Origin of the sequence: Paraburkholderia sp. A1BS-2L, assembly GCF_051125205.1 — a bacterium.
In the GTDB taxonomy this organism is placed as follows: domain Bacteria; phylum Pseudomonadota; class Gammaproteobacteria; order Burkholderiales; family Burkholderiaceae; genus Paraburkholderia.
This window is the reverse complement of sequence record NZ_CP120428.1, coordinates 2419051-2440874: the sequence shown is the minus strand read 5'-3', so window position 1 is coordinate 2440874 and position 21824 is coordinate 2419051. Positions and strand designations below refer to the sequence as shown.

Here is a 21824-nt window from a genome sequence, read left to right as displayed (position 1 = left end):
TCAACGGGCTCCGCGCTGGGACTGCAATGAGGGTTGGAAAGAAGCCGTCAAAACCGGCAGACAAACAAAAAGCCACGGGCTGGCCGTGGCTTCGTGATTCGAACTACATCTGCGTTGGGGTTCAACCCGTGTGCAACGCGCGTCCTCGAACTAAGCCAGGCCCAGGGAATGGGGCGAGCGGCGACGTCGAAGGGCGGACAGGATGCAGTTCATGGGCGCAAGAATACGACAAGGGCGGCGGCGCTGTAAACCGTCAATGTGGCGAATGGCTTTGAATAGTTTCAGCCGGCCGACGAAATTTTTGTGACGGCCGGCCAGCCCATTCGCCAGCGGGCGCTGCTTAGACGGGATTCGCGAGGTCCGCGGCACTCGTGAACGAGTCCGCATAGAACTCGTCTTCGGGCAGGCCGTGGTGTTGCGAGAAGTCGCGCTGCGCCGACTCCACCATCACCGGCGCGCCGCAGGCGTAGACCTGGTAGCCGGAGAGATCGGGCAGGTCCTCGATCACGGCGCGGTGCACGAAGCCCGTGCGGCCGGTCCAGTTGTCGCCGGCGGCGGGCTCGGATAGCACCGGCACGAAGCGGAAGTTCGGGATGTCCTTCGCCCATTGTTCGGCGAGGTCCATCAGGTACAGGTCCTTCTTCTGGCGCGCGCCCCAGTAGAGCGTCATCGGGCGGTCCAGCTTCTGGTGGATCGCGTGCTCGACGATCGCCTTGAGCGGCGCGAAGCCGGTGCCCGAGGCGAGCAGCACGATGGGCTTGTCCGAGTCTTCGCGCAGAAAGAAGGTGCCGAGCGGCGCCTCGAAGCGCAGGATGTCGCGCTCCTTCATCTGCGAGAAGACGTGGTCGGTGAACTTGCCGCCCGGCATGTGGCGGATGTGCAGCTCGAGCGGGCCTTCCTCGTGCGGCGCGGTGGCCATCGAATAGCTGCGGCGCGTGCCGTCCTTGAGGATGAATTCCAGGTACTGGCCGGCGAGATATTGCAGGCGCTCGTTGGCGGGCAACTGCAGCTTCAGGACGATGACGTCGTCGGCCTTGCGCTCGATTGCGGCAATGCGCGTGGGCAGCTTGCGCACCTGCATGTCGCCCACGCCCGCCACTTCGCGGACGTCGATTTCGAGGTGGGTCTGCGCCGTCGCGCAGCAGAAGAGGGCCATGCCGCGCGTCTTCTCGTCATTCGAGAGCGCCGAAGCGGCATGTGCGCGCTGCTCGACCTCGCCGCTGCATACTGTGCCCTTGCAGGAGCCGCACGCACCGTTCTTGCAGCCGTACGGCAGGCCGATGCCCTGGCGCAGGGCCGCGTTGAGGATGGGTTCGTCGGGTTCGACCTGGAACTGTCGGCCACTTTGCTTGAGTGTTACGTTGAAGACCATATTCGAGAAAGCAAGTCTGTAATCTGTAATCGGGGGGATCGAGCCGGGTTGCGTCTCGTCTGGCCGATGTCCGGCCCTGCTTGGGCCGTCGCCAGCGGCTAAAATGGGTCCACCATGCTTGCTACACGAACCTTGCGCCGCGCGCGCATCCTTATTGTCGGTTGCGGCGACGTCGGCCTGCGTTGCGTTGCCCAATTGCAGGCGCGGCGCGGCCGACCGCGCATCTTCGCGCTCACGCGCCGTCCGGAACAGGCCGGGACGCTGCGCGCCGCGGGCGCGGTGCCGGTCGCTGGCGACCTCGACGTGCGCACGCGTCTTGCACGCCTCGCCGGGCTCGCGAGCATCGTGCTGCACCTCGCGCCGCCCGCGAGAGACTGCGATGACGACCTGCGCACACGCAGGCTGATTGCGGCGCTCAAGGCGCGTCGGCGCTCTGCGGCGCGGGCGGCCCAAAGCGGGGCATCGGGCCGCCCGGCCGCAAGCGCGCGCGCCGGTGTGGCAGGGCCCGCATTGCAGCCGGCATCGACGCGTCAAGCACGTCTTAAAGCGTCTTCCATTGTACCCGAGCGTACCCGCCTCGCCGCTCGCGCCCACCTGACTGATCCGGCCCATCCGACGCTCGTCTACGCGAGCACCACCGGTGTCTATGGAGACTGCGGCGGTGCGCGCATCGATGAAACCCGTCCGGTGCGGCCTGCCAACGCTCGAGCGATACGGCGCGTGGCGGCCGAGCGGCAACTGCGGCGCGCGACGGCGCGCGGCGCGCTCAAGGCGAGCATCGCGCGGATTCCGGGCATCTACGCCGCGAACCGCTTGCCGCTCGCGCGGCTGGAAAAGGGCACGCCGGCGCTGGTCGAACCGGACGACGTCTACACGAGCCACATCCACGCCGATGACCTCGCCGCCATTCTGCTGCGGCTGACCACGCGCGGGCGCCCGGCGCGCGTCATTCACGCCAGCGACGACAGCGAATTGAAGATGGGAGCCTATTTCGACCGCGTGGCGGATGCGTTCGGTCTCGCGCGCGCCCCGCGCATCGAGCGCGCCCAGGCTGAGCTAGAACTCGATCCGACACTGCTTTCGTTCATGCGGGAATCGCGCCGGCTCGCGAACACGCGACTCAAGCGCGAACTGCGCCTGCGCCTGCGCTATCCCGATGTGGATGCTTTTTTGCGCACGCTGCCGCCGCACCCGTGAGCCCGGGCCGGCGGCACGGCGCAAGCGTGCCGTTCACGTGATTGCCGGCAGCGCTTCGAGCAAGAGGAAGCAGAACAGGGCCCCGATGAGCGCCCCGATCAGATTGGGATGGTATTGATGCCGCAAATGCATCGACGCCAGCAAGCCGCCGATCAGAATCGCTCCCAGCGCCATGAAAGCCATCAACACGAATGAGATCTCGAATGTCCCGTTGATGATCATGATGCCCCTCCTTGCAACTTGTAATCGTTGTTGAATCGAGTATAGGGCGGAACATCGGGAAGGGCATGCTGCGACGCGGCGCAGACAGGTGCAATCGGGCGCGTCTGGTGCGCGAGCGCACACAGGACCGGCCATGGGCTGCGCTCGCCGTGGTTCACCCCGTGTTGCGCAGCGCGTCGAGGGCGGCCTCGTCTAGCCATTGCCATGCGCCTGGGACGAGATCCGCGGGCAACGCGAAGCCGCCGATGCGCTCGCGATGCAGTGCCTCCACGCGGTTGCCCGCGGCGGCAACCATGCGCTTGACCTGGTGGTACTTGCCTTCCAGTACGCTCAGTTCGAGCTCGTGCTCGCCACGCGCATGCGCGGCCACGGCAGTGCTGGGCTCGCGCTCGCCGTGCAGCAGGACGCCTTCGCGCAGCGAGCGCAACTGTGCTTCATCGAGCGCATGGCGCGTGGTGGCCAGGTAGACCTTGGGAACCTTGCGCTTGGGCGAAGTGAAGGCGTGCACGAACTGACCGTCGTCGGAGAGCAGCAGCAGGCCGGTCGTGTCCTGGTCCAGGCGGCCCACGCATTGCACGTTGCGCGCGGCGAACTGCGGCGGCAGCAGATGAAACACGCTCAGATGGTGCTGCGGATCGCGCGAGCACTCATAGCCCGCGGGTTTGTTCAGCGCCAGGTAGGCGCGGGCGTGAAACGGCCAGGGCGTCCCGTCGACGCTGAACACGAGGTCTTCGGTATCGAAGGTGGCGAGCGGATCCGTGCAGGGCACACCCGCGATGGCCACCCGCGCTTCGAGGATCAAGCCGCGGCACTGGCGGCGCGTACCGAAGCCCTGGGAGAAGAGAATGCTTTCGAGATTCATGGCGGAACGCCGACTGCTATAAACCACAGCATTTTAGCGAATGCCGGCGGGCCGCCGATGCAGCACACGCGCGGCGTGAGCGCGTCTTTCCGCGCGGGTCGTCGCGATGCCTGATGAGCGATCGTGCCCCTATATGCGTTAGGGTTGCGATACTTCACGGCGTGCCTGATGAGGATGGCGTAACGTAATGCGACCCACCGGCCGCCGCACGCATCGCGCGCAGCGCCTGGCATTATCCAAGGCAAGGAGAACAGCATGGCGAAGACGATCGCGGACTTTCTGGCCAAGACGCTCGAAGCGGTGGGCGTCGAGCGTATCTGGGGCGTGACCGGAGACAGCCTGAACGGACTTTCCGCGAGCCTGCGCAAGCTTGGCACGATCCGCTGGATGCATACGCGGCACGAGGAAGTCGCTGCGTTCGCGGCAGGCGCCGAAGCTGCTGCAACGGGCCGGCTCGCCGTATGCGCGGGCAGTTGCGGCCCCGGCAATTTGCATCTCATCAATGGCCTGTACGACTGCCATCGCAATCACGCGCCGGTGCTGGCCATCGCCGCACACATTCCGTCGACTGAGATCGGCCTTGGCTACTTTCAGGAAACTCATCCAACCGAGATCTTTCGCGAGTGCGCTCATTATGTTGAACTCGTGACCAATGCTGCGCAGTTTCCGCGCGTTCTCGCAACGGCGCTGCGCACCGCCATCGATCAGAAGGGTGTGGCCGTGATCGTCCTGCCGGGCGACGTGGCGCTGCTCGACGGACCGGAAGAAGAGCCGGTCTGGGCGCAGCACGCGCGGCCCGCGACGCTGCCGGCTTCGGCGGACATCGACCGGCTGGCGGACCTGCTCAATCTCTCGGAGGCCGTGACGCTGCTGTGCGGCAGCGGCTGCAAGGGCGCGCACGACGAAGTGGTGGCGCTCGCCGACGCCCTTGGCGCACCGGTCGTGCACGCGCTGCGGGGCAAGCAATATGTCGAATGGAATAATCCGTACGACGTGGGCATGACAGGGCTGATCGGCTTCAGCTCGGGCTATCACGCCATGATGTCGTGCGATACGCTCGTGATGCTCGGCACCGATTTTCCTTATCGCAACTTCTACCCCGAGAACGCGAACATCGTGCAAATCGACCGCCATGCGGCGGCGCTGGGCAAGCGCGCGCCGCTCACGCTCGGGTTGATCGGCGACGTGCGCGAGACCTTGCGCGCACTCACGCCGCGGCTCACGCGCAAGACCGAACGCGAGTTCATCAAACGCGCGCGCGAGCACTACGCGAATGCGCGCAAGGGACTGGACGACCTTGCGCGCCCGGCGGCAGCGGGCAAGCCGCTGCATCCGCAATACGTGACCTCGCGCCTCGACGCGCTGGCGGCCGATGATGCCATTTTCGCGGTCGACGTCGGCACGCCTACGCTCTGGGCCGCGCGTTACCTGACGATGAATGGGCGCCGCCGCCTGCACGGCTCGTTCAACCACGGCTCGATGGCGAACGCGATGCCCCAGGCACTGGGCGCTCAGGCCGCGCATGTTGGGCGCCAGGTGATTTCGCTGTCCGGCGATGACGGTCTTTCGATGCTGCTCGGCGACATTCTCACGGCGCGCCAGCTCGAATTGCCGATCAAGATCGTCGTCCTGAACAATGGGGCGCTGGGTTTCGTCGCGATGGAGATGAAGGCGGGCGGCTACGTCGAGACAGGCACCGATCTCGTGGCGACCAATTTCGCCGATATCGCGAAAGGCGCGGGACTTTTCAGCGTGCGTGTGGAGACGTCGGAAGCGCTCGACGATGCGTTGCGCGAAGCGTTTGCTCATGACGGCCCGGCGCTCGTTGATGTGGTGACGACGAGGCATGAGTTGGCCATGCCGCCGAAACTCCAGTGGGCGCAGGCGAAGGGGTTCAGCCTCTATATGCTGCGCGCGGTGTTGAGCGGACGAGGCGACGAAGTGGTGGAACTCGCGCAGACGAATTTGCGCTGACTGTCTGGATTGCGGATTCAGCGCGCTTGAAGCAAAAAACCCCGCGAGACTATATCTGGCGGGGTTTCGTGGTCAAACGTTGGGAACGTTTGGAGAGTATCTGGTGCTCGGGCCGGAATGGAAAAATTCTTGCGGTCGCTTTGCTGGGGGCGGGTCCGTAGAATTTTCGCGATACGGATACCACCAAAAATACCACCGGACACCGGGGCTAGGCCGCTCACGGGTTTGGGTGATCGTCCTTCGCTTACTCACAGGTCGAGATTTCGCTCGGCTAGTATGTGGTCGTATTCGTCCCGTCTGACTCGGTCGCTCCTGCTATTCAGAATGGCAGCTCGTGGCCGAGCGGAGTCTGATGTCGATTGGCTCAGTTCGACCCTTTGCGGGCATCAAGGAGCGCGCAACTGAACGACTGCTTCCAAGGCAGCCTCGGCCGTCAGTCGCCTTCAAGAAGCTTTTCAAGCGCAGTGATTCCCACCGGTCGATCTGCTCGCCATGGAACCACGTAGACCTGGTGTTCCGATATCCTTGACACCCGCTCCATCTGCTCTCGTTCGCTATTCAAACGCGCCAGCAACACGGGATCTTGTGTGTCAGTGGCTAGCAATGACCGGTTGACCACCCATGCAAAGGGTTCGATATCGGCCCTGCGTAGATCTTCCTGTAATGCCGCTGCCTGTGACACCGGCGTTGTTTCCGGCAATGTGACGAGGATGATCCTGGTGTAACTGGCATCCTGCAATCGCATCAATGGGGTCACGATGCGACCGGCAGCCTTGTCGTCAAACGAGCGCATCATCTGACGATGGTAGGCGCCCGCGGCGTCCATCAGCAATAAAGAGTGACCGGTCGGAGCGGTATCGAGTACCACGAATGAACTGCCAGCCTGAGATACGACATGCGAGAAGGCGTGAAACACGGCGACCTCTTCAGTACAGGGGGACCGTAGGTCCTCGATGAGTAGCGCCTTCTCGTCCTCTGTCATTTGCGGCGCGCGTGCAGCCACGATCTTGTCCACATACTTTTGGGTTTCCACTTTCGGATCGATGCGCCCCAGAGTGAGCCCCGGCACGTTTCCCTGGAGGGTCATCGCCAGATGCGCCGCGGGATCAGTAGTGCTCAGATGCACCGACTTTCCGCTGCGAACGAGCCCCAGCGCAATAGCCGACGCGATAGTTGTCTTGCCCACGCCGCCTTTGCCCATGACCATGATCAGCCCCCGCTCGGCGTGGGCCAATTCCTTGACCAATTCCGACATGGTGTGATACGCAAAGTGTGTGGGCACCCCGCGAGGAGTGTCGCTTACGTATGTCGATTCCGGATCCAGGAGGGCGCGGAGCGCAGGCAAGCCCACCGAGTCCACCGCGCGCAGAGGCACATAATCCGTAGGAAGCTGCCGCAGCGGTTCCGGCATGGCTGCGAGAGCCTTCTTTCCCAAGGTATCGAATGCGTCGCCAATGCGGTCATTGGAGTGGCCCGCCTGGAAGACGGCGTTCACGACCAGACGCTGATTTACCAGCCCCAGATCTCGTAGCTCGAAGGACGTACGCGCGGCTTCTTCCAATGCGCCGGTTTCAGGGCGAGCGACCAACACGACGGTTGTCATACTGGCGTCGTTAAGCGCAGCCAACGCCTGATTGAAGAGTTCCTCCTGCATTTTCAAGCCGGAATGCGGTCCCAGACAGGATGCACCCCGGTCATTGCCTTCAAGGAACCCGCTCCACGCTTTGGGCAGGCTCAACAACCGCAGCGTGTGACCAGTGGGGGCTGTGTCGAATACCACATGATCAAAGCCGGAACCACCATGAGAAAGTAAGCTGGAAAACTCGTCAAAAGTGGCGATCTCGGTGGTGCAGGCACCGGATAGCTGTTCTCGCACCGTGGTAATTTCCTCGGCACTTGCATCGGGGCTCATCTGTTCGACGACGCGCGCGCGATAGTTCTCAGCTGCGACGTCCGGGTCGATATTCAGGACGAGCAGGCCGACCACACCCGGAACGGAGACCGGGCTATTGGTCAATTCAACACCGAGCATTTCATCCAGGTTGGACGCTGCATCGGTGCTGACCAATAAGACCTTTTTGCCGGCGTCGGCCAGCGCGATGGACGCGGCGGTGGAAACCGAAGTCTTTCCAACGCCACCCTTTCCGGTGAAGAACAAGTACCTGGTCGGTGCATCCAGCAATGCGAGCCGTGGTGGCATGCGCTTCCCCATTCTGATTGATCTCAAATCATCTTGCATCAAGTTGCCAGCGTCCGGGCGTCACCACGACAACCCCGCTAATACGGGGCGCTCTACGCTGGCAGGTCGGGATGCGGCCCTATCCGGCAGTACGTCCAGCGCCGCAACTCCGTGGAAAAGCCATCGTCCAATTGTCCGATCATGGTCGTGATGCGATGGCCGGGCGCGCCCCCGGCGTGATGCATCACACCGCCCGCCAGGCGCGTCGACAGTGGAACAGACCGCCCATGCGGCAAGCTGCCGATCGTGGCCGGTCTGATCACGTCTGCGCTGGGGGCGCTTTCCGGAAGGAACACTACGCGTATCACAAGGTCTCGAGCGCCAGCGCTATGCCCTGTCCGCCGCCGATGCACAGCGTCACGATGCCGCGTCGGCCTCCGCCACGCTGCATCTGGTGCAGCAACCGAGTGGTCAGTACCGCGCCGCTCGCGCCGATCGGATGACCGTGCGCAATCGCCCCACCTTCCACATTCACAACGTCCTCCGCGAATCCCAACTCTCTTATACACGCCAGTGCGATCGCCGCGAACGCCTCGTTGATCTCCACGCGGTCTACCTGTGCCACGGACCAACCCGCGCGCGTGAGGGCCTGCCGCACGGCGGGAATCGGTCCGAGGCCGAACAAGCCCGGTTCCACGGCCCCTATGCCATAACTGACCAGCCGCGCCATCGGCGTCAGGCCATTGCGCTCGGCCCAGCCACGTTCGGCGACAAGCGTCGCAGCGGCCCCGCTGTTCAGGCCGGGCGCATTGCCGGCGGTGATGGTGCCGTCCTTGCGGAACGCCGGTTTAAGCTTGGCAAGCGATTCAGCGCTCGTGTCTGGCCGATTGTGTTCGTCGCGGCCAAAGATCGTCGGACCCTTGCGACCGGGCACCTCCAGGGGTGCGATTTCGGCATCGAACAGCCCGGCGGCCTGGGCCTGCGCGAAGCGTTGCTGCGAGCGCAGCGCCCAGCGATCCTGGTCTTCCCGGGAGACGCCGCACTGACTCACAAGATCTTCGGTATGCCAGCCAGAATGCTGACCGCTGAAGGCGTCGTTGAGCCCGTCGAGCAGCATGCTGTCGAACAACGTCACATCGCCCATCCGGGCGCCCCAGCGCCCCTGCGGCAGCAGGTAGGGGCTACGGTCCATGTTTTCCATGCCGCCTGCAATCGCGCAATCGATCATGCCGGCCCAGATTTCGGTTGCAGCGCTGGCGATCGCCTGCGCGCCCGACCCGCAGACGCGGTTAACCGTGAGCGCGGGAACCGCGACCGGCAAGCCGCCGCTGATACCGGCCTGTCGCGCCGGATTCATCTTCACTCCGGCCTGAATGACGTTTCCCATGACTAGCGACTGCACCTTGTCGGCCGGCAATCCGGCGCGCTTGAGGCTTTCGCGGATGACGGCAGCGCCCAGTGCTGGCGCCGGCATGTCCTTGAGTGTCCCTCCATAGGTGCCTATCGCGGTGCGTACCGGGCTGCACAAGACGACTTCGACGTTGCTCATGACGTTGCTCCTGACAGGAATGATGCGTGAATCACGTGGCACGGCGGATGGTGCCGGACAATGCGGTTCCCGGTGCGAGGGTATTAAACACCGCTCCGTATTTCTTAACGTTCAGATGTAGCGATTTTGTTGCCAATGGTCCTCGGCAGCGTCGACAACCATCTTGTCGTCGATTGATTCGAGACATAGGGGGCTATCGTGGCGGACTTCATGAGATGCGCATCGACGCCGCGTACATGCCCATTGTCTGCCGACGCCTCATTACATCGAAAACGATGCGTGGCTGGGCCTCGTCGCGATGACGTGTCTTGCTGTTGCACCAGACGGCCTTTCATGATGCTTGGGCGAGTTCGATTCATCTTGACCTGTGTCAATGCGCGTACCCTCGCCGGCGGGCAGGCTGACATGATGATGGGACCGAGCCACGGCACGGGCGACAGGGTAGGGAGGCTGACTTGAAAGATATCGATCGGGAAATCGACGGACTGTGGAAACGGATCAATCTCATGCAGGCTCAGGCGGACGCGATGATGACCGTACTCCAGGCAGCCATGCCGACTGTAGAAAATTCGCCGACGTTCGCGGCATCAGTCCGTGAGATTTTCGATGCGCGAATGGCCAATCGGCTCTGTCGTGGCGTCGATGAAGAATTCGTCAACGAATATGTTTCCAGCCTCAAGGCGATCGTGCCAAAGCACCTTTCAGGGACGCTGACGCTGTGAATTCACCAGTAGAGCCTCTTTTCCTCGGGCCGGACGTGAGCATGGCGGCTTTCTCGCCGAGTAGCGGATGACCTGGCGCCACCGACCGCGCTGATTCCGTGGCTTGCCGAGTCGCCAGTCGGGGAAGCCGGTCTGAACCCAGGTGATCACGTCGCGGACAGGCATGCAGTGCTTCGAAAGCGTAACGCCATGAAAGTGCTTCCGGTTCTATGGCAACGACTCGTCTCCAGCGGCAAGACCTGCCCGCGTTGCGTGGACACTGGCGATGAAGTGAACCGGGCAATCCGGCAACTCCGCGAGATCCTGGTGCCGCTCGGTATCGAGCCGGTCCTGGAACCGTCTTCCAGAGGTCGGCTTCGCTCGCCAGCCGGTAGTAACGGGGCCCGGCATACGCCTTCGGGCGATCACACGACCAGCACGACTGGGGCGCGTTTCATCTGAGCTTTTGCGGTTTCTCCGAGGAGTTAGAAAAGAAAGGACGGACTTCCTACCAAGAAACCCGCAATTAGGTCATTCGACCCTGATGACGCTTGCATTGTCGAAACGTTTGCTCTACACCAATATCAACATTTCGAAAAATATAAAAATTGGTGCGCCGCGGCTTCCCATCTCAGTCATGTACCCGAGTTTGCCTTCGATCAAATCTGTTCGTCTAACTAATTAACCAAATTAGTTTTCCTGTGGAGGAGACCATGAGTCTTAGTCGCAGACAGTTTCTGAAGCTCACGGGAGGTGCGGCGGCTGGCGCGAGTGTCGCCGTGGCGGGGACCGGGCCTACCCAGGCGGCGCCAGCGGATGCTGGACGTACGACGTTGCCGTACGTGCCAAAGGTTGTCGCACACGCCGGGCAACTCAAGGAGAACACGCCGGTCATGTTCTCCTTTCCGGACGCTGCGTCGCCCTGCGTCGTGGTCAAAACGGGCGCACCCGTGCCAGGCGGTGTCGGCCCGGACCGCGACATCGTGGCCTACAGCGTGTTATGCACGCACATGGGCTGCCCGGTGGCATACGATCCATCCGCGCGCGTGTTCCGCTGCCCGTGCCACTTCAGCATCTTCGACGCCGAGAAAACTGGCCAGATGGTTTCGGGGCAGGCGACGGAGAACCTGCCCTCGATCGTGCTCGACTACAACGCGAGTGACGGCTCCGTGCGGGCCGTCGCGGTCAACGGGTTGATCTATGGCCGTCAGGCCAATGTGCTGTAAAAGGGGATCACCATGGCTACCAACCGGGACCGGGTGGCGCTGCCCCCCGTACAAGCCCAACGGACCAATCTCACCTGCCACTTCTGCATTGTCGGGTGCGGTTATCACGTCTTTAAGTGGCCGGAGAACGTCGAGGGCGGACGCGCGCCCGAGCAGAACGCGCTGGGCCTCGACTTCCGCAAGCAATTGCCGCCGCTCTCCGTTGTGATGACGCCGGCAATGCAAAACACGATTACCGACCGTGACGGTCACCGCTACAACATCCTGGTCGTGCCGGACAAGCAATGCAGCGTCAATCAGGGACTGTCGTCGACGCGCGGCGGACAGCTGGCGAAAGTCATGTTCAACCCGGATGGTGGCGTCGCGAAAGAGCGGCTTCACAGCCCGCGGGTGTATCTTGCCGACCAGTGGATGGACACCAGTTGGGATGATGCACTCGCGCTGTATGCAGGGCTCACCCGGAAGATTCTCGACAATGACGGTCCGGCCGGCCTTGCGTTCGATTGCTTTGATCACGGTGGTGCCGGCGGAGGCTTCGAAAACACGTGGGGCACCGGCAAGCTGATGTTTACCGCGCTCAAAACCCCGCTCGTGCGCATTCACAACCGCCCCGCCTACAACTCCGAGTGCCATGCCACGCGCGAGATGGGCATCGGCGAATTGAACAACAGCTACGAAGACGCTGAACTGGCTGACGTGATCATGGCAATCGGCTGCAACTCGTACGAAACACAGACCAATTACTTCCTGGCCCACTGGCTGCCGAATCTGCAAGGGCAGAGGATTGACAAACGCAAGCAACGCTTTCCCGGTGAAAGCGTCGAAGCCGCAAAGATCATCTTTGTGGATCCGCGTCGCACGACCACGATTACGATCGCCGAGCACGTCGCCGGCAAACAGAACGTGCTGCACCTGGACATTGAGCCGGGCACGGACATCGCGCTCTTTGACGGCCTGTTGACCTATGTCGTCGACCAAGGCTGGCACGATAAGGCTTTCATCGCCACATACACGAACGGCTTTGACGACGCGATGAAAACCAACCGGCTGTCGCTTGAAGACACCAGCCGAATCACCGGTGTGCCGGTCGAACGATTGAAGCAAGCGGCCGAGTGGGCTTACAAGCCCAAGGCGTCGGGGCATCGCCCCCGGACCATGCACGCGTACGAGAAAGGCATCATCTGGGGCAACGACAACTACGTCATCCAGTCCGCGCTGGTCGACGTTGTGCTCGCCACGCACAACGTAGGCCGCCGCGGCACGGGTGTGGTACGCATGGGCGGTCACCAGGAAGGCTACACGCGCCCGCCTTATCCCGGCGACACGAAGATCTACGTCGATCAGGAGATCATCCACGGCAAGGGCATGATGTACACAGCCTGGGGTGCCAACCCCTTCCAGACCACTCTGAACGCCCAGGAACACCGCGGCGTGATTCTGAAGCGAGCCGGCATTGTCAGGGAGGCCATGGCGCGCGAGCGTGGGGCATCGACCGCGCAACTCGTGGATGTGGCCTACGACGCGGTGAAGCACCATGGAGGGTTATTCGTCACGAGCATCAATCTCTATCCGACCAAGCTCGATGAGGCCGCCGTTCTGCTGCTCCCCGGCGCCCATCCGGGTGAAATGAACCTCACGTCGATGAACGGCGAGAGGCGCATGCGCCTGTCACAGAGATTCATGGACCCGCCGGGATCGGCGCTGCCCGACTGCCTCATCGCGGCCGCTATTGCGAACACGCTTAAGCAGATGTATGCGGCGGACGGCAAACAGGACATGGCGCAACGTTTCGCCGGCTTCGACTGGAAGACCGAGGAGGACGCCTTCAATGACGGCTTCCGGCAGGTCGGCCAGCCCGGTGTCGGCAAAATCGACAGCCAGGGCGGCAACACCGGCAACCTCGTGACATACGAGCGTCTGCGTGCCGCGGGCAACAACGGTGTGCAGTTGCCAGTCAAGTCTTATGAAGGCGGCAAGCTGATTGGCACCGAAATGCTGTACACGGATGGTAAGTTCGATACGCCCGACGGCAAGGCGCAGTTCAAGCCCGCGAAGTGGGCGGGGTTGCCCAAGCCAGTGGCCGACCTGAAGTCGAAATACCGGTTTTGGATCAACAATGGTCGCGTCAATGAGGTCTGGCAGACGATGTATCACGATCAATTCAACGAGTTCGCGCGCGAGCGCGTGCCAATGGCGTACCTCGAAATCAATCCGCAAGACGCCCAGGAGCTCGGTGTTGCCTCGGGAGATGTCGTCGAGCTTTACAACGACTACGGCTCCACCTTTGCAATGGCGTATCTGGAGCCAGCCATCAAGCGCGGCCAGACCTTCATGCAGTTCGGGCACTTTAACGGGATCATGGGTAACGTCACCACGCCCTGGACCGACCGTAACGTGGTGCCCTACTACAAGGGCACGTGGGCGAACCTGCACCGCATCGGCACTGTGCAGGACTACAAGAACACCGTGAGCTTCAAGAGCCGGCGGCAGCCGACGGCCTGACAGACTTGTCCTGTACACCCCAGGGTGTACAGGACTACACGAATTGGATGCTCGATCATCCGCGGGTCAATTTCGCGATCTCGCAGCGCGGCGCGACGCTGGGGTTTGACCACCTGGGCATCCAGGTCGAAAACGAGGCACAACTCGCCGAAATACATGCGCACTTGCAAGATGCAGCCCCTCCCGTCGGTGCGCAGAGCGGCACGGCCTGCTGCGCGAAGGCCGGACTCGAGATTAAGGACCAGTTGAGATTGTCTTGCACCCGTCATATATTTCGAATATATTGGAAATATGGAAGATAAAGACGTTATCCGTGCCCTTGCGGCACTTGCCCATGAACTGCGCCTGCGCGTATTCCGTATGCTGGTTGTCGCCGGCCCTGCCGGACTGACGCCCGGCGCCATCGCAGGGCAACTCGACATTCCCAACGCAACACTCTCCTTTCACCTGAAGGAGTTGATGCACGCGGGGCTCGTCACGCAGGAACGCGATGGTCGCAGCCTGATCTATCGAACCGCCTTCGAGCAGATGAACGCGCTGCTCGGCTTTCTGACCGAAAACTGTTGCCAGGGCGAAGCGTGCCTCACCCCCGGCTCCGATTCCTGCAAATGCTGAAGGAGAACGTTCATGAAGCGGTTTCACATCCACGTCCACGTTGACGATCTTGCAGCCAGTGTCGCGTTCTATACGAAGCTGTTTGCCGCCGAGCCCGCGCGGGTCGAAGCGGACTACGCGAAGTGGATGCTGAACGATCCACGCGTGAACTTCGCCATTTCGACGCGCGGCACGAAGGCCGGTGTGGACCATCTGGGCTTCCAGGTAGATGACGCCGACGAGCTCACCGAACTCGCGCAGCGAGCAAGGGCTGCGGACATGGTATTGCTGGACCAGGGCGAGACCACGTGCTGCTATGCGCGCAGCGCCAAGCACTGGATCATCGATCCGCAGGGTATCGCCTGGGAGCATTTTCATACCCTCGATAGCGCACGCGTCTATGGCGAAAGCACCCAGCAACTCCCGCCGTCACGAACATCTGCATGCTGCGTCCCGCGCGGAAATCCCGTTGACGTTCCCGTGAAACCGGCCGGTTCGGCCTGCTGCTGAGTGCACCTCATGACCGACAGAATCTACAACGTCCTGTTTATCTGCACCGGCAATTCGGCCCGATCGATCCTCGCTGAAGGCTTGATGAACCACTACGGCGCGAACCGCTTCAAGGCATATTCAGCGGGGAGCCACCCAACCGGCCTCGTCAATCCCTATGCGCTGCAAGCTTTGCAGAAATTCGGTATCGGGGCAGACGGATTCCGCAGCAAGAGCTGGGACGAGTTTTCGCGCGACGGTGCCCCCGAGCTGGATTTCGTGTTTACAGTCTGCGACAAGGCCGCGGGCGAAATGTGTCCTATCTGGCCGGGTCAGCCCGTGACGGCCCATTGGGGCGTAGCTGATCCCGTATCGGTTGAAGGCAGTGAAGCGCGCAGGCAGCAGGCGATCTGTGATGCCGCCGTCATATTGAAACGCCGCATCGAACTGTTCCTTTCGTTGCCTCTCGACAAACTGGACGCCGTGGCACTGCGCAAGGCCGTGCATGACATCGGCAAGAAATAAAACAGTATCCACGATGACCACCAACGTACTCATTCTCTGCACCCACAATTCCGCGCGCAGCGTGCTCGCCGAGGGCATGCTGAACCACTGGGCGCAGAAGCTCGGCAAGGACGTCCGCGCATACAGCGCAGGCAGCGCGCCGAGCGGGCGTATCAATCCGTTCGCGCTCGAAGCGCTGACGAACGCGGGCATCGATACGGAGGGCTATCGCAGCAAAAGCTGGGATGAATTCGCGAAGGACGGCGCGCCCCAGATGCGCATCGTCATCACGGTGTGCGACAGCGCGGCCGCGGAGCAGTGCCCGTACTGGCCTGGAAGTCCGATCAAGGTGCACTGGGGCTACGCCGACCCGTCCAATGCCCAGAGTGGCGACGAAGGCAAGCGGCAGGCGTTTGAACTCACACGCCAGGCGATCGGCTATCGCATGCAGCAGCTGCTTGAACTGCCGTTCGATCGTCTGGGCGATGCCGAGCTCCAGCAGGCGCTGAACGACATCCTGCAAAGCTAATCCATTTTCCGCCGAGTCGCCGTATGAACACCCCCAATGTTGCCGCTTCAAGCAAGACCGCTTCGAAACCGGCCATCAGCTTCTTTGAGCGCTACCTGACCGTCTGGGTCGCCCTGTGCATCGTCGCCGGCATCCTGCTCGGCCAGGTCCTGCCCGGCGTCTTCCAGACAATAGGCCGGATGGAATACGCACAGGTCAATCTCCCGGTCGGCCTGTTGATCTGGGTGATGATCATCCCGATGCTCGTCAAGGTCGATTTCGGTGCGCTGCATGAAGTCCGTCAGCACATCAAGGGCATCGGAGTCACGCTCGTCGTGAACTGGCTGGTCAAGCCATTTACGATGGCGTTTCTCGCCTGGCTGTTCATCAAGCACCTCTTTGCGCCCATGCTGCCCGCTACGCAGCTCGACAGCTATGTGGCCGGCCTCATCCTGCTGGCCGCGGCACCCTGCACGGCGATGGTGTTCGTCTGGAGCCGCCTGACCGGCGGTGACCCGCTGTTCACACTCTCCCAGGTTGCACTGAACGACAGCATCATGGTGGTCGCCTTTGCGCCGCTCGTCGGCCTGCTGCTCGGCATCTCCGCCATTACGGTGCCGTGGGCGACGTTGCTCACCTCGGTCGTGCTCTACATCGTGATTCCGGTGATCCTCGCGCAGATCCTGCGCAAGGTGCTGCTCGGCAAGGGGCAGGCGGTGTTTGATGTCGCGATGGCGAAGATCGGCCCCTGGTCGATCACGGCGCTGCTGGCGACGCTGGTGCTGCTGTTCGCGTTCCAGGGCGAGGCTATCCTGAAGCAGCCGCTGGTCATCGTCCTGCTGGCTGTACCCATCCTGATCCAGGTGTTCTTCAATTCGGCGCTCGCATACGGTCTGAATCGTGCGGTCGGCGAAAAGCACAACATCGCGTGCCCGTCGGCGCTGATCGGCGCATCGAACTTCTTCGAGCTGGCTGTTGCTACCGCTATCGGCCTGTTCGGTTTCAACTCAGGTGCCGCGCTCGCAACGGTCGTTGGCGTACTGATCGAGGTGCCGGTCATGCTGCTGGTCGTGCGCATCGTCAACCGCTCGAAAGACTGGTACGAATGTGCCTGAGGTCTACGGAAAGAACCACATGAGCAACGTCGTCATCTATCACAACCCGGATTGCGGAACCTCGCGCAATACACTCGCGATGATCCGCAACGCGGGCATCGAGCCAAGCATCGTCGAGTATCTGAAGCTCCCCCCGTCCCGCGAGAAACTTGTCGAGCTCATTGAGCAGTCGGGACTGGCCGTGCGCGACGTCATGCGTCGGAAGGGAACGCCCTACGCCGAACTGAATCTGGACAACCCGGCACTCACCGATGAGCAGTTGCTCAATGCGATGATGGCGCACCCGATCCTCATCAACCGGCCGATCGTGGTGACGTCGCTCGGTGTTCGCCTGTGCCGTCCTTCCGAAGTCGTTCTCGAGATTCTGCCGAATCCGCAACTCGCGGCGTTTTCGAAGGAAGACGGCGAAGCGGTCGTCGATGGGGAGGGCAAGCGTGTCCGATCTGATGGCTGAGCTCACGACTGACCTGCCGCAGGTCGACCCGACGTTGTTTCGGGTACCCGATATCGACCAACTGCAACCTGCGAAAGCGTCCCCCCATCCGCCGCGTATCCTGCTGCTTTATGGTTCGCTGCGGGAACGCTCGTTCAGCCGCCTGCTGACCGAAGAGGCCGCGCGCCTGCTGACGGCCATGGGCGCCGAAGTCCGCACGTTCAACCCGGGCGGCCTGCCGCTGCCGGACGACGCGCCGGACAGTCACCCCAAGGTGTCAGAACTGCGGGAGCTGGTGTTGTGGTCGGAGGGCATGGTCTGGTGTTCACCGGAGCGGCATGGCGCGATGACCGGCATCATGAAGGCGCAGATCGACTGGATTCCGCTTTCGGTCGGCGCGGTCCGGCCGACCCAGGGCAAGACGCTCGCCGTGATGCAGGTGAGCGGTGGGTCGCAGTCATTCAACGCGGTCAACCAGATGCGCGTGCTCGGCCGCTGGATGCGCATGCTGACCATCCCGAACCAGTCGTCTGTGGCCAAGGCATTTCTGGAGTTCGATGAAGCCGGGCGCATGAAACCGTCCGCCTATTTCGATCGCGTGGTCGACGTGATGGAGGAACTGGTCAAGTTCACGTTGCTGACCCGCGATATCGGTCCTTACCTGGTCGACCGGTACAGCGAACGCAAGGAAAGCGCGGAAGCACTGATGAAGCGGGTGAACCAGGCCAGTATCTGATCTATGCCGGCCTTCGCTCCCCGTCGCCACGAGAACGACAACGCCGAAACATGGGCGCTGGCGATTGCCCAGCTTGTCTCGTGGGGGGCGATCTACTACGCGTTCTCGCTATTTGTCGTGCCGATGGAGCACGAGCTGGGATGGAACCGGACGCTAACCAACGGAGCACTTTCGCTCGGGCTGCTCGTTTCCGGTCTGGCCGCCTATCCGGTCGGAAACTGGATCGATCACGGGCACGGCCGCCTGGTAATGACGACGGGATCGCTGCTCGCATCCGCGATGCTGGCCATCTGGTCTCAGGCGGATAGCGTTGCGACGCTTATTGTGGCCTGTGTGGGCCTCGGCGCTGCGATGGCGGCGAAGCGTGTGCCCACCGTATGATTTCACTCAACCGTCGAACAGGATGCTGGCGCCGGATTCCAGCACACTTCCAGGTGGAATACTCCATGAAACGCCGTTCAGCCCCAGTCGTCGCGGCATCGATCGCCGTCCTGCTTGGCATCGTTGTTGCACCGCCGCCCACCCTTGCCGATGTCACGGCGCGCCAGAAAGAGGTTGCGCAACACGGCGCGGACGTGATGCCGTTCTCGCTCGCGGCGACCACCCACGTCTTCACGAAGACCGCCGACGGTGGCATCCAGCGGGTCGTCACGAAGCACCCCGACGCGAAGCAGACCGCGCTAATCCGCGGACATCTCGCGGCGATCGCCCGTCGCTTCTCGGCAGGCGATTTCGGAGCGCCAGAGCAGATCCACGGCAACGACATGCCAGGCCTCGCCGTATTGCGTACGGCACAGCCTGGCGAGCTGAAGATCGACTATCGCGACGTTCGCAGCGGCGGCGAAATCGTGTATCGCAGCGAGCAGCCTCGTCTGGTCGCCGCGCTGCACGACTGGTTCGATGCCCAACTGTCCGATCACGGGGACGACGCGATGGCCGGGCACGATCCGGGCGCGATGCATCACCATCCGGCAGACGCTTCGGCGCCGTGAACGTATAGGAGGGCTGGCATGAGCGTGCCTGAGTGCGAGATTCGCCGCGCCGCCGCCACGGACTTCGACGGCATTCGCGCGTTGCTGGACCTCTGCGGGTTGCCCGCAAGCGACCTCGCCGCGCAAAGCCTCGGCGGCTTCCACGTGGCCGTGCGCGACGCCGAGATCATCGGAGTAGCGGGACTGGAACAAGCCGGCGATGCGGCTCTGTTGCGTTCGGTCGCCGTTAACCCACGCCTGCGCGCATCCGGGCTGGGTAGCCGCCTTATCGACGCTTCCCTTGCGCTAGCGCAAATGCGATCGCTGCGCGCGCTTTACCTTATTCCGAACGATGAATCCGCGCTGACCTTCTTTGCACGGCGCGGATTCACACGCATCGAGCGAACCCACATTCCCGAGGCGATCCGCGGTCTGCCCGAATTCACGCACCTTTGTCCGCAGACGCATCCGTGCTTGTGGAAATCGCTCAAACCCGATTGCTCTGAGGGGCCCGCCATGAAGAAATTCGAAGTGTTCGATCCCGCGATGTGTTGCTCGACGGGCGTTTGCGGTGTGGACGTGGACCCCGTGCTGGCGCAATTCGCCGCCGACCTGAAGTGGGTGGAGGCGCACGGCGTGACCGTGACCCGCTACAACCTGGGCCAGACGCCGCAGGCGTTCGCGGCCAACGCCGCAGTGGTCAAGGAAATGGAAGCCGGCATGGAACGGCTGCCGATCCTCGTGGTTGACGGCCATATCGTGTCGACCGGCATGTATCCGTCGCGCCAGCAACTCGCGCAGAAACTCGGCATCGTGCTCACGACGTCGGAGAAGCCGCATATCAAGATCGGTGGCCGCTGTTCGCCGGGCTCGGGGTGCTGCTAGGGAGCGCCCATGTCCCTTCCTGAAACGCAGACCCGCTATCTCTTCCTCACCGGCAAAGGCGGCGTCGGCAAGACATCGCTTTCCTGTGCCACCGGCCTCGCCATGGCGGATGCCGGCAAGCGGGTGCTCATCGTCAGCACAGACCCGGCGTCCAATCTCGACGAGGTACTCGGCGTCGGCTTGAGCCAGTTGCCGACCGCGGTGCCTGGCGCGGCGGGCCTGTTCGCATTGAATATCGACCCGGAAGCAGCCGCACATGCCTACCGGGAACGCATGGTCGGGCCGTATCGCGGCGTCTTGCCTGCCGCGGCGATCCGCAACATGGAAGAGCAGTTTTCCGGCGCCTGCACCGTCGAGATCGCGGCCTTCGACGAATTCTCCAAACTCCTGGGCGACCCGGCTGCGACGGCCGATTTCGATCACGTGATTTTCGATACCGCACCGACCGGGCACACGCTGCGCCTGTTGACGTTGCCTTCGGCGTGGAACGAGTTCATCTCGTCATCGACGGGAGGTGCATCCTGCCTCGGTCCGCTAGCCGGACTGGAGAGGCAGAAGGCGCTGTACGCGGCGACCGTCGAACGCCTGTCGAGCGCAATGCAGACCACCGTCGTTCTGGTGAGCCGGCCCGAAGTCGCCGCGCTGCGCGAAGCGAATCGCACGCGGCACGAACTGGCAGAACTCGGCATTCGCAACCAGGTGCTGGCGATCAACGGCCTCTTTGCCACGGACCGGCATGACGACGCGATCGCGACGGCCATGGCGCAGCGCGCGCAACAGGCGCTGACCGAGATGCCACGCGAGCTGGCCGTCCTGCCGCAAACGCGCATTCCGTTTCTGCCGCGCGGCACGGTCGGGCTGGATGCGCTGCGCGACATGGCGCATCCCGAGCGCGTGCGCATGCCGACCGAACGCCGCATGCCCGAAACCGCCTTGCCGCCGGGCTTGGGCGGCCTCGTCGACGCGCTGTCGGCCGCTGGTCACGGCGTCATCATGACGATGGGCAAGGGAGGCGTGGGCAAGACCACCGTAGCGGCAGCCATCGCCGTCGCGCTCGCAGGGCGCGGACACGACGTGATCCTCTCGACCACCGATCCGGCCTCGCATGTGGCCTCCACCGTCGATGGCGTCGTACCTCGCCTGAGCGTCACACGCATCGATCCGGCGCGGGAAGTTCAGCAGTACACGGAAGAGGTGCTCGCCAAAGCCGCACCGCATCTCGACGCGGGCGGCCGGGCGATGCTGGAAGAAGATCTGCGCTCGCCCTGCACGGAGGAAATCGCCGTCTTCAGGGCCTTCGCGCATACGGTCGATCAAGGCAGGTCCGGCTTTGTGGTGCTGGACACCGCGCCGACCGGGCACACCATCCTGCTGCTGGATGCCGCGGAGGCCTATCACCGCGAAGTCATGCGGACGCAGGGTGACATGCCGGAGTCGGTCCGTCAGTTGCTGCCGCGCCTGCGCGACCCGGAGTACAGCCGGATCCTCATCGTCACGCTGCCCGAAGCGACTCCGGTTCACGAAGCGGAACGCCTGAGCGCCGACCTCGCGCGCGCCGGCATCACGCCGTACGCGTGGGTCGTCAACCAGTCGCTGCTGGCGAGCGGCACGACCGATCCGATGCTGTGTCAGCGCGGCACTTACGAGGTGCCGTTCGTGCGCCGCGTCGCGGACAACCTGGCGCAGCGCACCGCACTGATTCCGTGGCTCGCCGAGGCGCCGGTCGGGCCAGTTGGCCTCGAGCACGTGATTACGTCGCGGGCGGCCACCTAGTGCAGTGGACCGACCACCGCCTTTAAGCTCAA

At 62.9% G+C, this 21824-nt stretch carries 21 protein-coding genes and 2 pseudogenes; 18 read left to right on the top strand and 5 right to left on the bottom strand.

All coding sequences use genetic code 11. The features are described 5' to 3' along the window. Window positions 1-340: 340 nt before the first annotated feature. Window positions 341-1372: a CDP-6-deoxy-delta-3,4-glucoseen reductase gene (locus tag P5W98_RS11095; RefSeq protein ID WP_421024568.1), complete on the bottom strand. Its 1032-nt coding sequence runs from the start codon at window positions 1370-1372 to the stop codon at window positions 341-343. 114 nt (window positions 1373-1486) lie between these two features. Here P5W98_RS11095 and P5W98_RS11090 point away from each other — a divergent pair, with 114 nt between their 5' ends. After that, on the top strand, window positions 1487-2569 hold the full coding sequence (locus P5W98_RS11090) for an NAD-dependent epimerase/dehydratase family protein (RefSeq protein ID WP_421024567.1): 1083 nt from the start codon (window positions 1487-1489) through the stop codon (window positions 2567-2569). Between the two features lie 33 nt (window positions 2570-2602). On the opposite strand, the gene P5W98_RS11085 is transcribed toward P5W98_RS11090, so the two are convergent. After that, entirely contained in the window at window positions 2603-2791 is a 189-nt protein-coding gene (locus P5W98_RS11085) for a hypothetical protein (RefSeq protein ID WP_413187071.1), read from the bottom strand. Between the two features lie 154 nt (window positions 2792-2945). Next, entirely contained in the window at window positions 2946-3653 is a 708-nt protein-coding gene (locus tag P5W98_RS11080) for a pseudouridine synthase (protein WP_421024566.1), read from the bottom strand. Between the two features lie 255 nt (window positions 3654-3908). Here P5W98_RS11080 and poxB point away from each other — a divergent pair, with 255 nt between their 5' ends. Further along, on the top strand, window positions 3909-5627 hold the full coding sequence (gene poxB / locus P5W98_RS11075; RefSeq protein WP_421024565.1) for a ubiquinone-dependent pyruvate dehydrogenase: 1719 nt from the start codon (window positions 3909-3911) through the stop codon (window positions 5625-5627). Between the two features lie 433 nt (window positions 5628-6060). Here poxB and arsA (P5W98_RS11070) read toward each other — a convergent pair whose 3' ends face one another. Next, window positions 6061-7827 (bottom strand): arsenical pump-driving ATPase, encoded by a 1767-nt coding sequence (arsA, locus tag P5W98_RS11070; RefSeq protein WP_421025256.1) that lies wholly within the window; start codon window positions 7825-7827, stop codon window positions 6061-6063. A gap of 343 nt (window positions 7828-8170) precedes the next feature. Continuing rightward, complete coding sequence (locus P5W98_RS11065; RefSeq protein WP_421024564.1) at window positions 8171-9355, bottom strand: thiolase family protein; 1185 nt, start codon at window positions 9353-9355, stop codon at window positions 8171-8173. A 455-nt stretch (window positions 9356-9810) separates the two neighbouring features. Between P5W98_RS11065 and P5W98_RS11060 the strand changes: the two genes are divergently transcribed. The 16 genes and pseudogenes from P5W98_RS11060 (at window position 9811) to arsA (P5W98_RS10985) (ending at window position 21792) form a co-directional block, all read left to right on the top strand. After that, window positions 9811-10077 (top strand): hypothetical protein, encoded by a 267-nt coding sequence (locus P5W98_RS11060; protein ID WP_421024563.1) that lies wholly within the window; start codon window positions 9811-9813, stop codon window positions 10075-10077. Window positions 10078-10266: 189 nt separating this feature from the next. After that, complete coding sequence (locus tag P5W98_RS11055) at window positions 10267-10518, top strand: DUF2703 domain-containing protein (protein WP_421024562.1); 252 nt, start codon at window positions 10267-10269, stop codon at window positions 10516-10518. A gap of 251 nt (window positions 10519-10769) precedes the next feature. After that, a complete protein-coding gene (locus tag P5W98_RS11050; RefSeq protein WP_421024561.1) occupies window positions 10770-11282 on the top strand; it encodes an arsenate reductase (azurin) small subunit in 513 nt (170 codons plus the stop codon). Between the two features lie 12 nt (window positions 11283-11294). Further along, a complete protein-coding gene (locus P5W98_RS11045) occupies window positions 11295-13784 on the top strand; it encodes an arsenate reductase (azurin) large subunit (protein WP_421024560.1) in 2490 nt (829 codons plus the stop codon). Between the two features lie 29 nt (window positions 13785-13813). Further along, window positions 13814-13999, top strand: a pseudogene (locus P5W98_RS11040) (ArsI/CadI family heavy metal resistance metalloenzyme); the annotation flags it as partial. A gap of 76 nt (window positions 14000-14075) precedes the next feature. Next, a complete protein-coding gene (locus P5W98_RS11035) occupies window positions 14076-14399 on the top strand; it encodes an ArsR/SmtB family transcription factor (RefSeq protein ID WP_421024559.1) in 324 nt (107 codons plus the stop codon). Between the two features lie 12 nt (window positions 14400-14411). After that, window positions 14412-14888 (top strand): ArsI/CadI family heavy metal resistance metalloenzyme, encoded by a 477-nt coding sequence (locus P5W98_RS11030; RefSeq protein WP_421024558.1) that lies wholly within the window; start codon window positions 14412-14414, stop codon window positions 14886-14888. Window positions 14889-14897: 9 nt separating this feature from the next. After that, window positions 14898-15392 carry an arsenate reductase ArsC gene (locus tag P5W98_RS11025; RefSeq protein ID WP_421024557.1) on the top strand — a complete coding sequence of 165 codons (495 nt, stop codon included), beginning with the start codon at window positions 14898-14900 and terminating at the stop codon, window positions 15390-15392. Window positions 15393-15405: 13 nt separating this feature from the next. Further along, window positions 15406-15900 carry an arsenate reductase ArsC gene (locus P5W98_RS11020; RefSeq protein WP_421024556.1) on the top strand — a complete coding sequence of 165 codons (495 nt, stop codon included), beginning with the start codon at window positions 15406-15408 and terminating at the stop codon, window positions 15898-15900. Window positions 15901-15923: 23 nt separating this feature from the next. Further along, complete coding sequence (gene arsB, locus P5W98_RS11015; protein WP_421024555.1) at window positions 15924-16994, top strand: ACR3 family arsenite efflux transporter; 1071 nt, start codon at window positions 15924-15926, stop codon at window positions 16992-16994. 19 nt (window positions 16995-17013) lie between these two features. Beyond that, window positions 17014-17448: an arsenate reductase (glutaredoxin) gene (gene arsC / locus P5W98_RS11010; protein WP_421024554.1), complete on the top strand. Its 435-nt coding sequence runs from the start codon at window positions 17014-17016 to the stop codon at window positions 17446-17448. Next, window positions 17441-18163, top strand: coding sequence for an arsenical resistance protein ArsH (gene arsH, locus P5W98_RS11005; RefSeq protein ID WP_421025255.1), 723 nt, complete (start codon window positions 17441-17443; stop codon window positions 18161-18163). The genes arsC and arsH overlap by 8 nt, the downstream gene beginning before the upstream one ends. 3 nt (window positions 18164-18166) lie before the next feature. Beyond that, window positions 18167-18523: pseudogene (locus P5W98_RS11000) on the top strand (MFS transporter); the annotation flags it as partial. Window positions 18524-18609: 86 nt separating this feature from the next. Continuing rightward, window positions 18610-19155 carry an aspartate carbamoyltransferase gene (locus P5W98_RS10995; RefSeq protein ID WP_421024553.1) on the top strand — a complete coding sequence of 182 codons (546 nt, stop codon included), beginning with the start codon at window positions 18610-18612 and terminating at the stop codon, window positions 19153-19155. Between the two features lie 18 nt (window positions 19156-19173). Beyond that, complete coding sequence (arsD, locus tag P5W98_RS10990) at window positions 19174-20019, top strand: arsenite efflux transporter metallochaperone ArsD (protein ID WP_421024552.1); 846 nt, start codon at window positions 19174-19176, stop codon at window positions 20017-20019. Between the two features lie 9 nt (window positions 20020-20028). Beyond that, window positions 20029-21792, top strand: coding sequence for an arsenical pump-driving ATPase (gene arsA / locus P5W98_RS10985; RefSeq protein WP_421024551.1), 1764 nt, complete (start codon window positions 20029-20031; stop codon window positions 21790-21792). The last annotated feature ends 32 nt before the right edge of the window (window positions 21793-21824 follow it).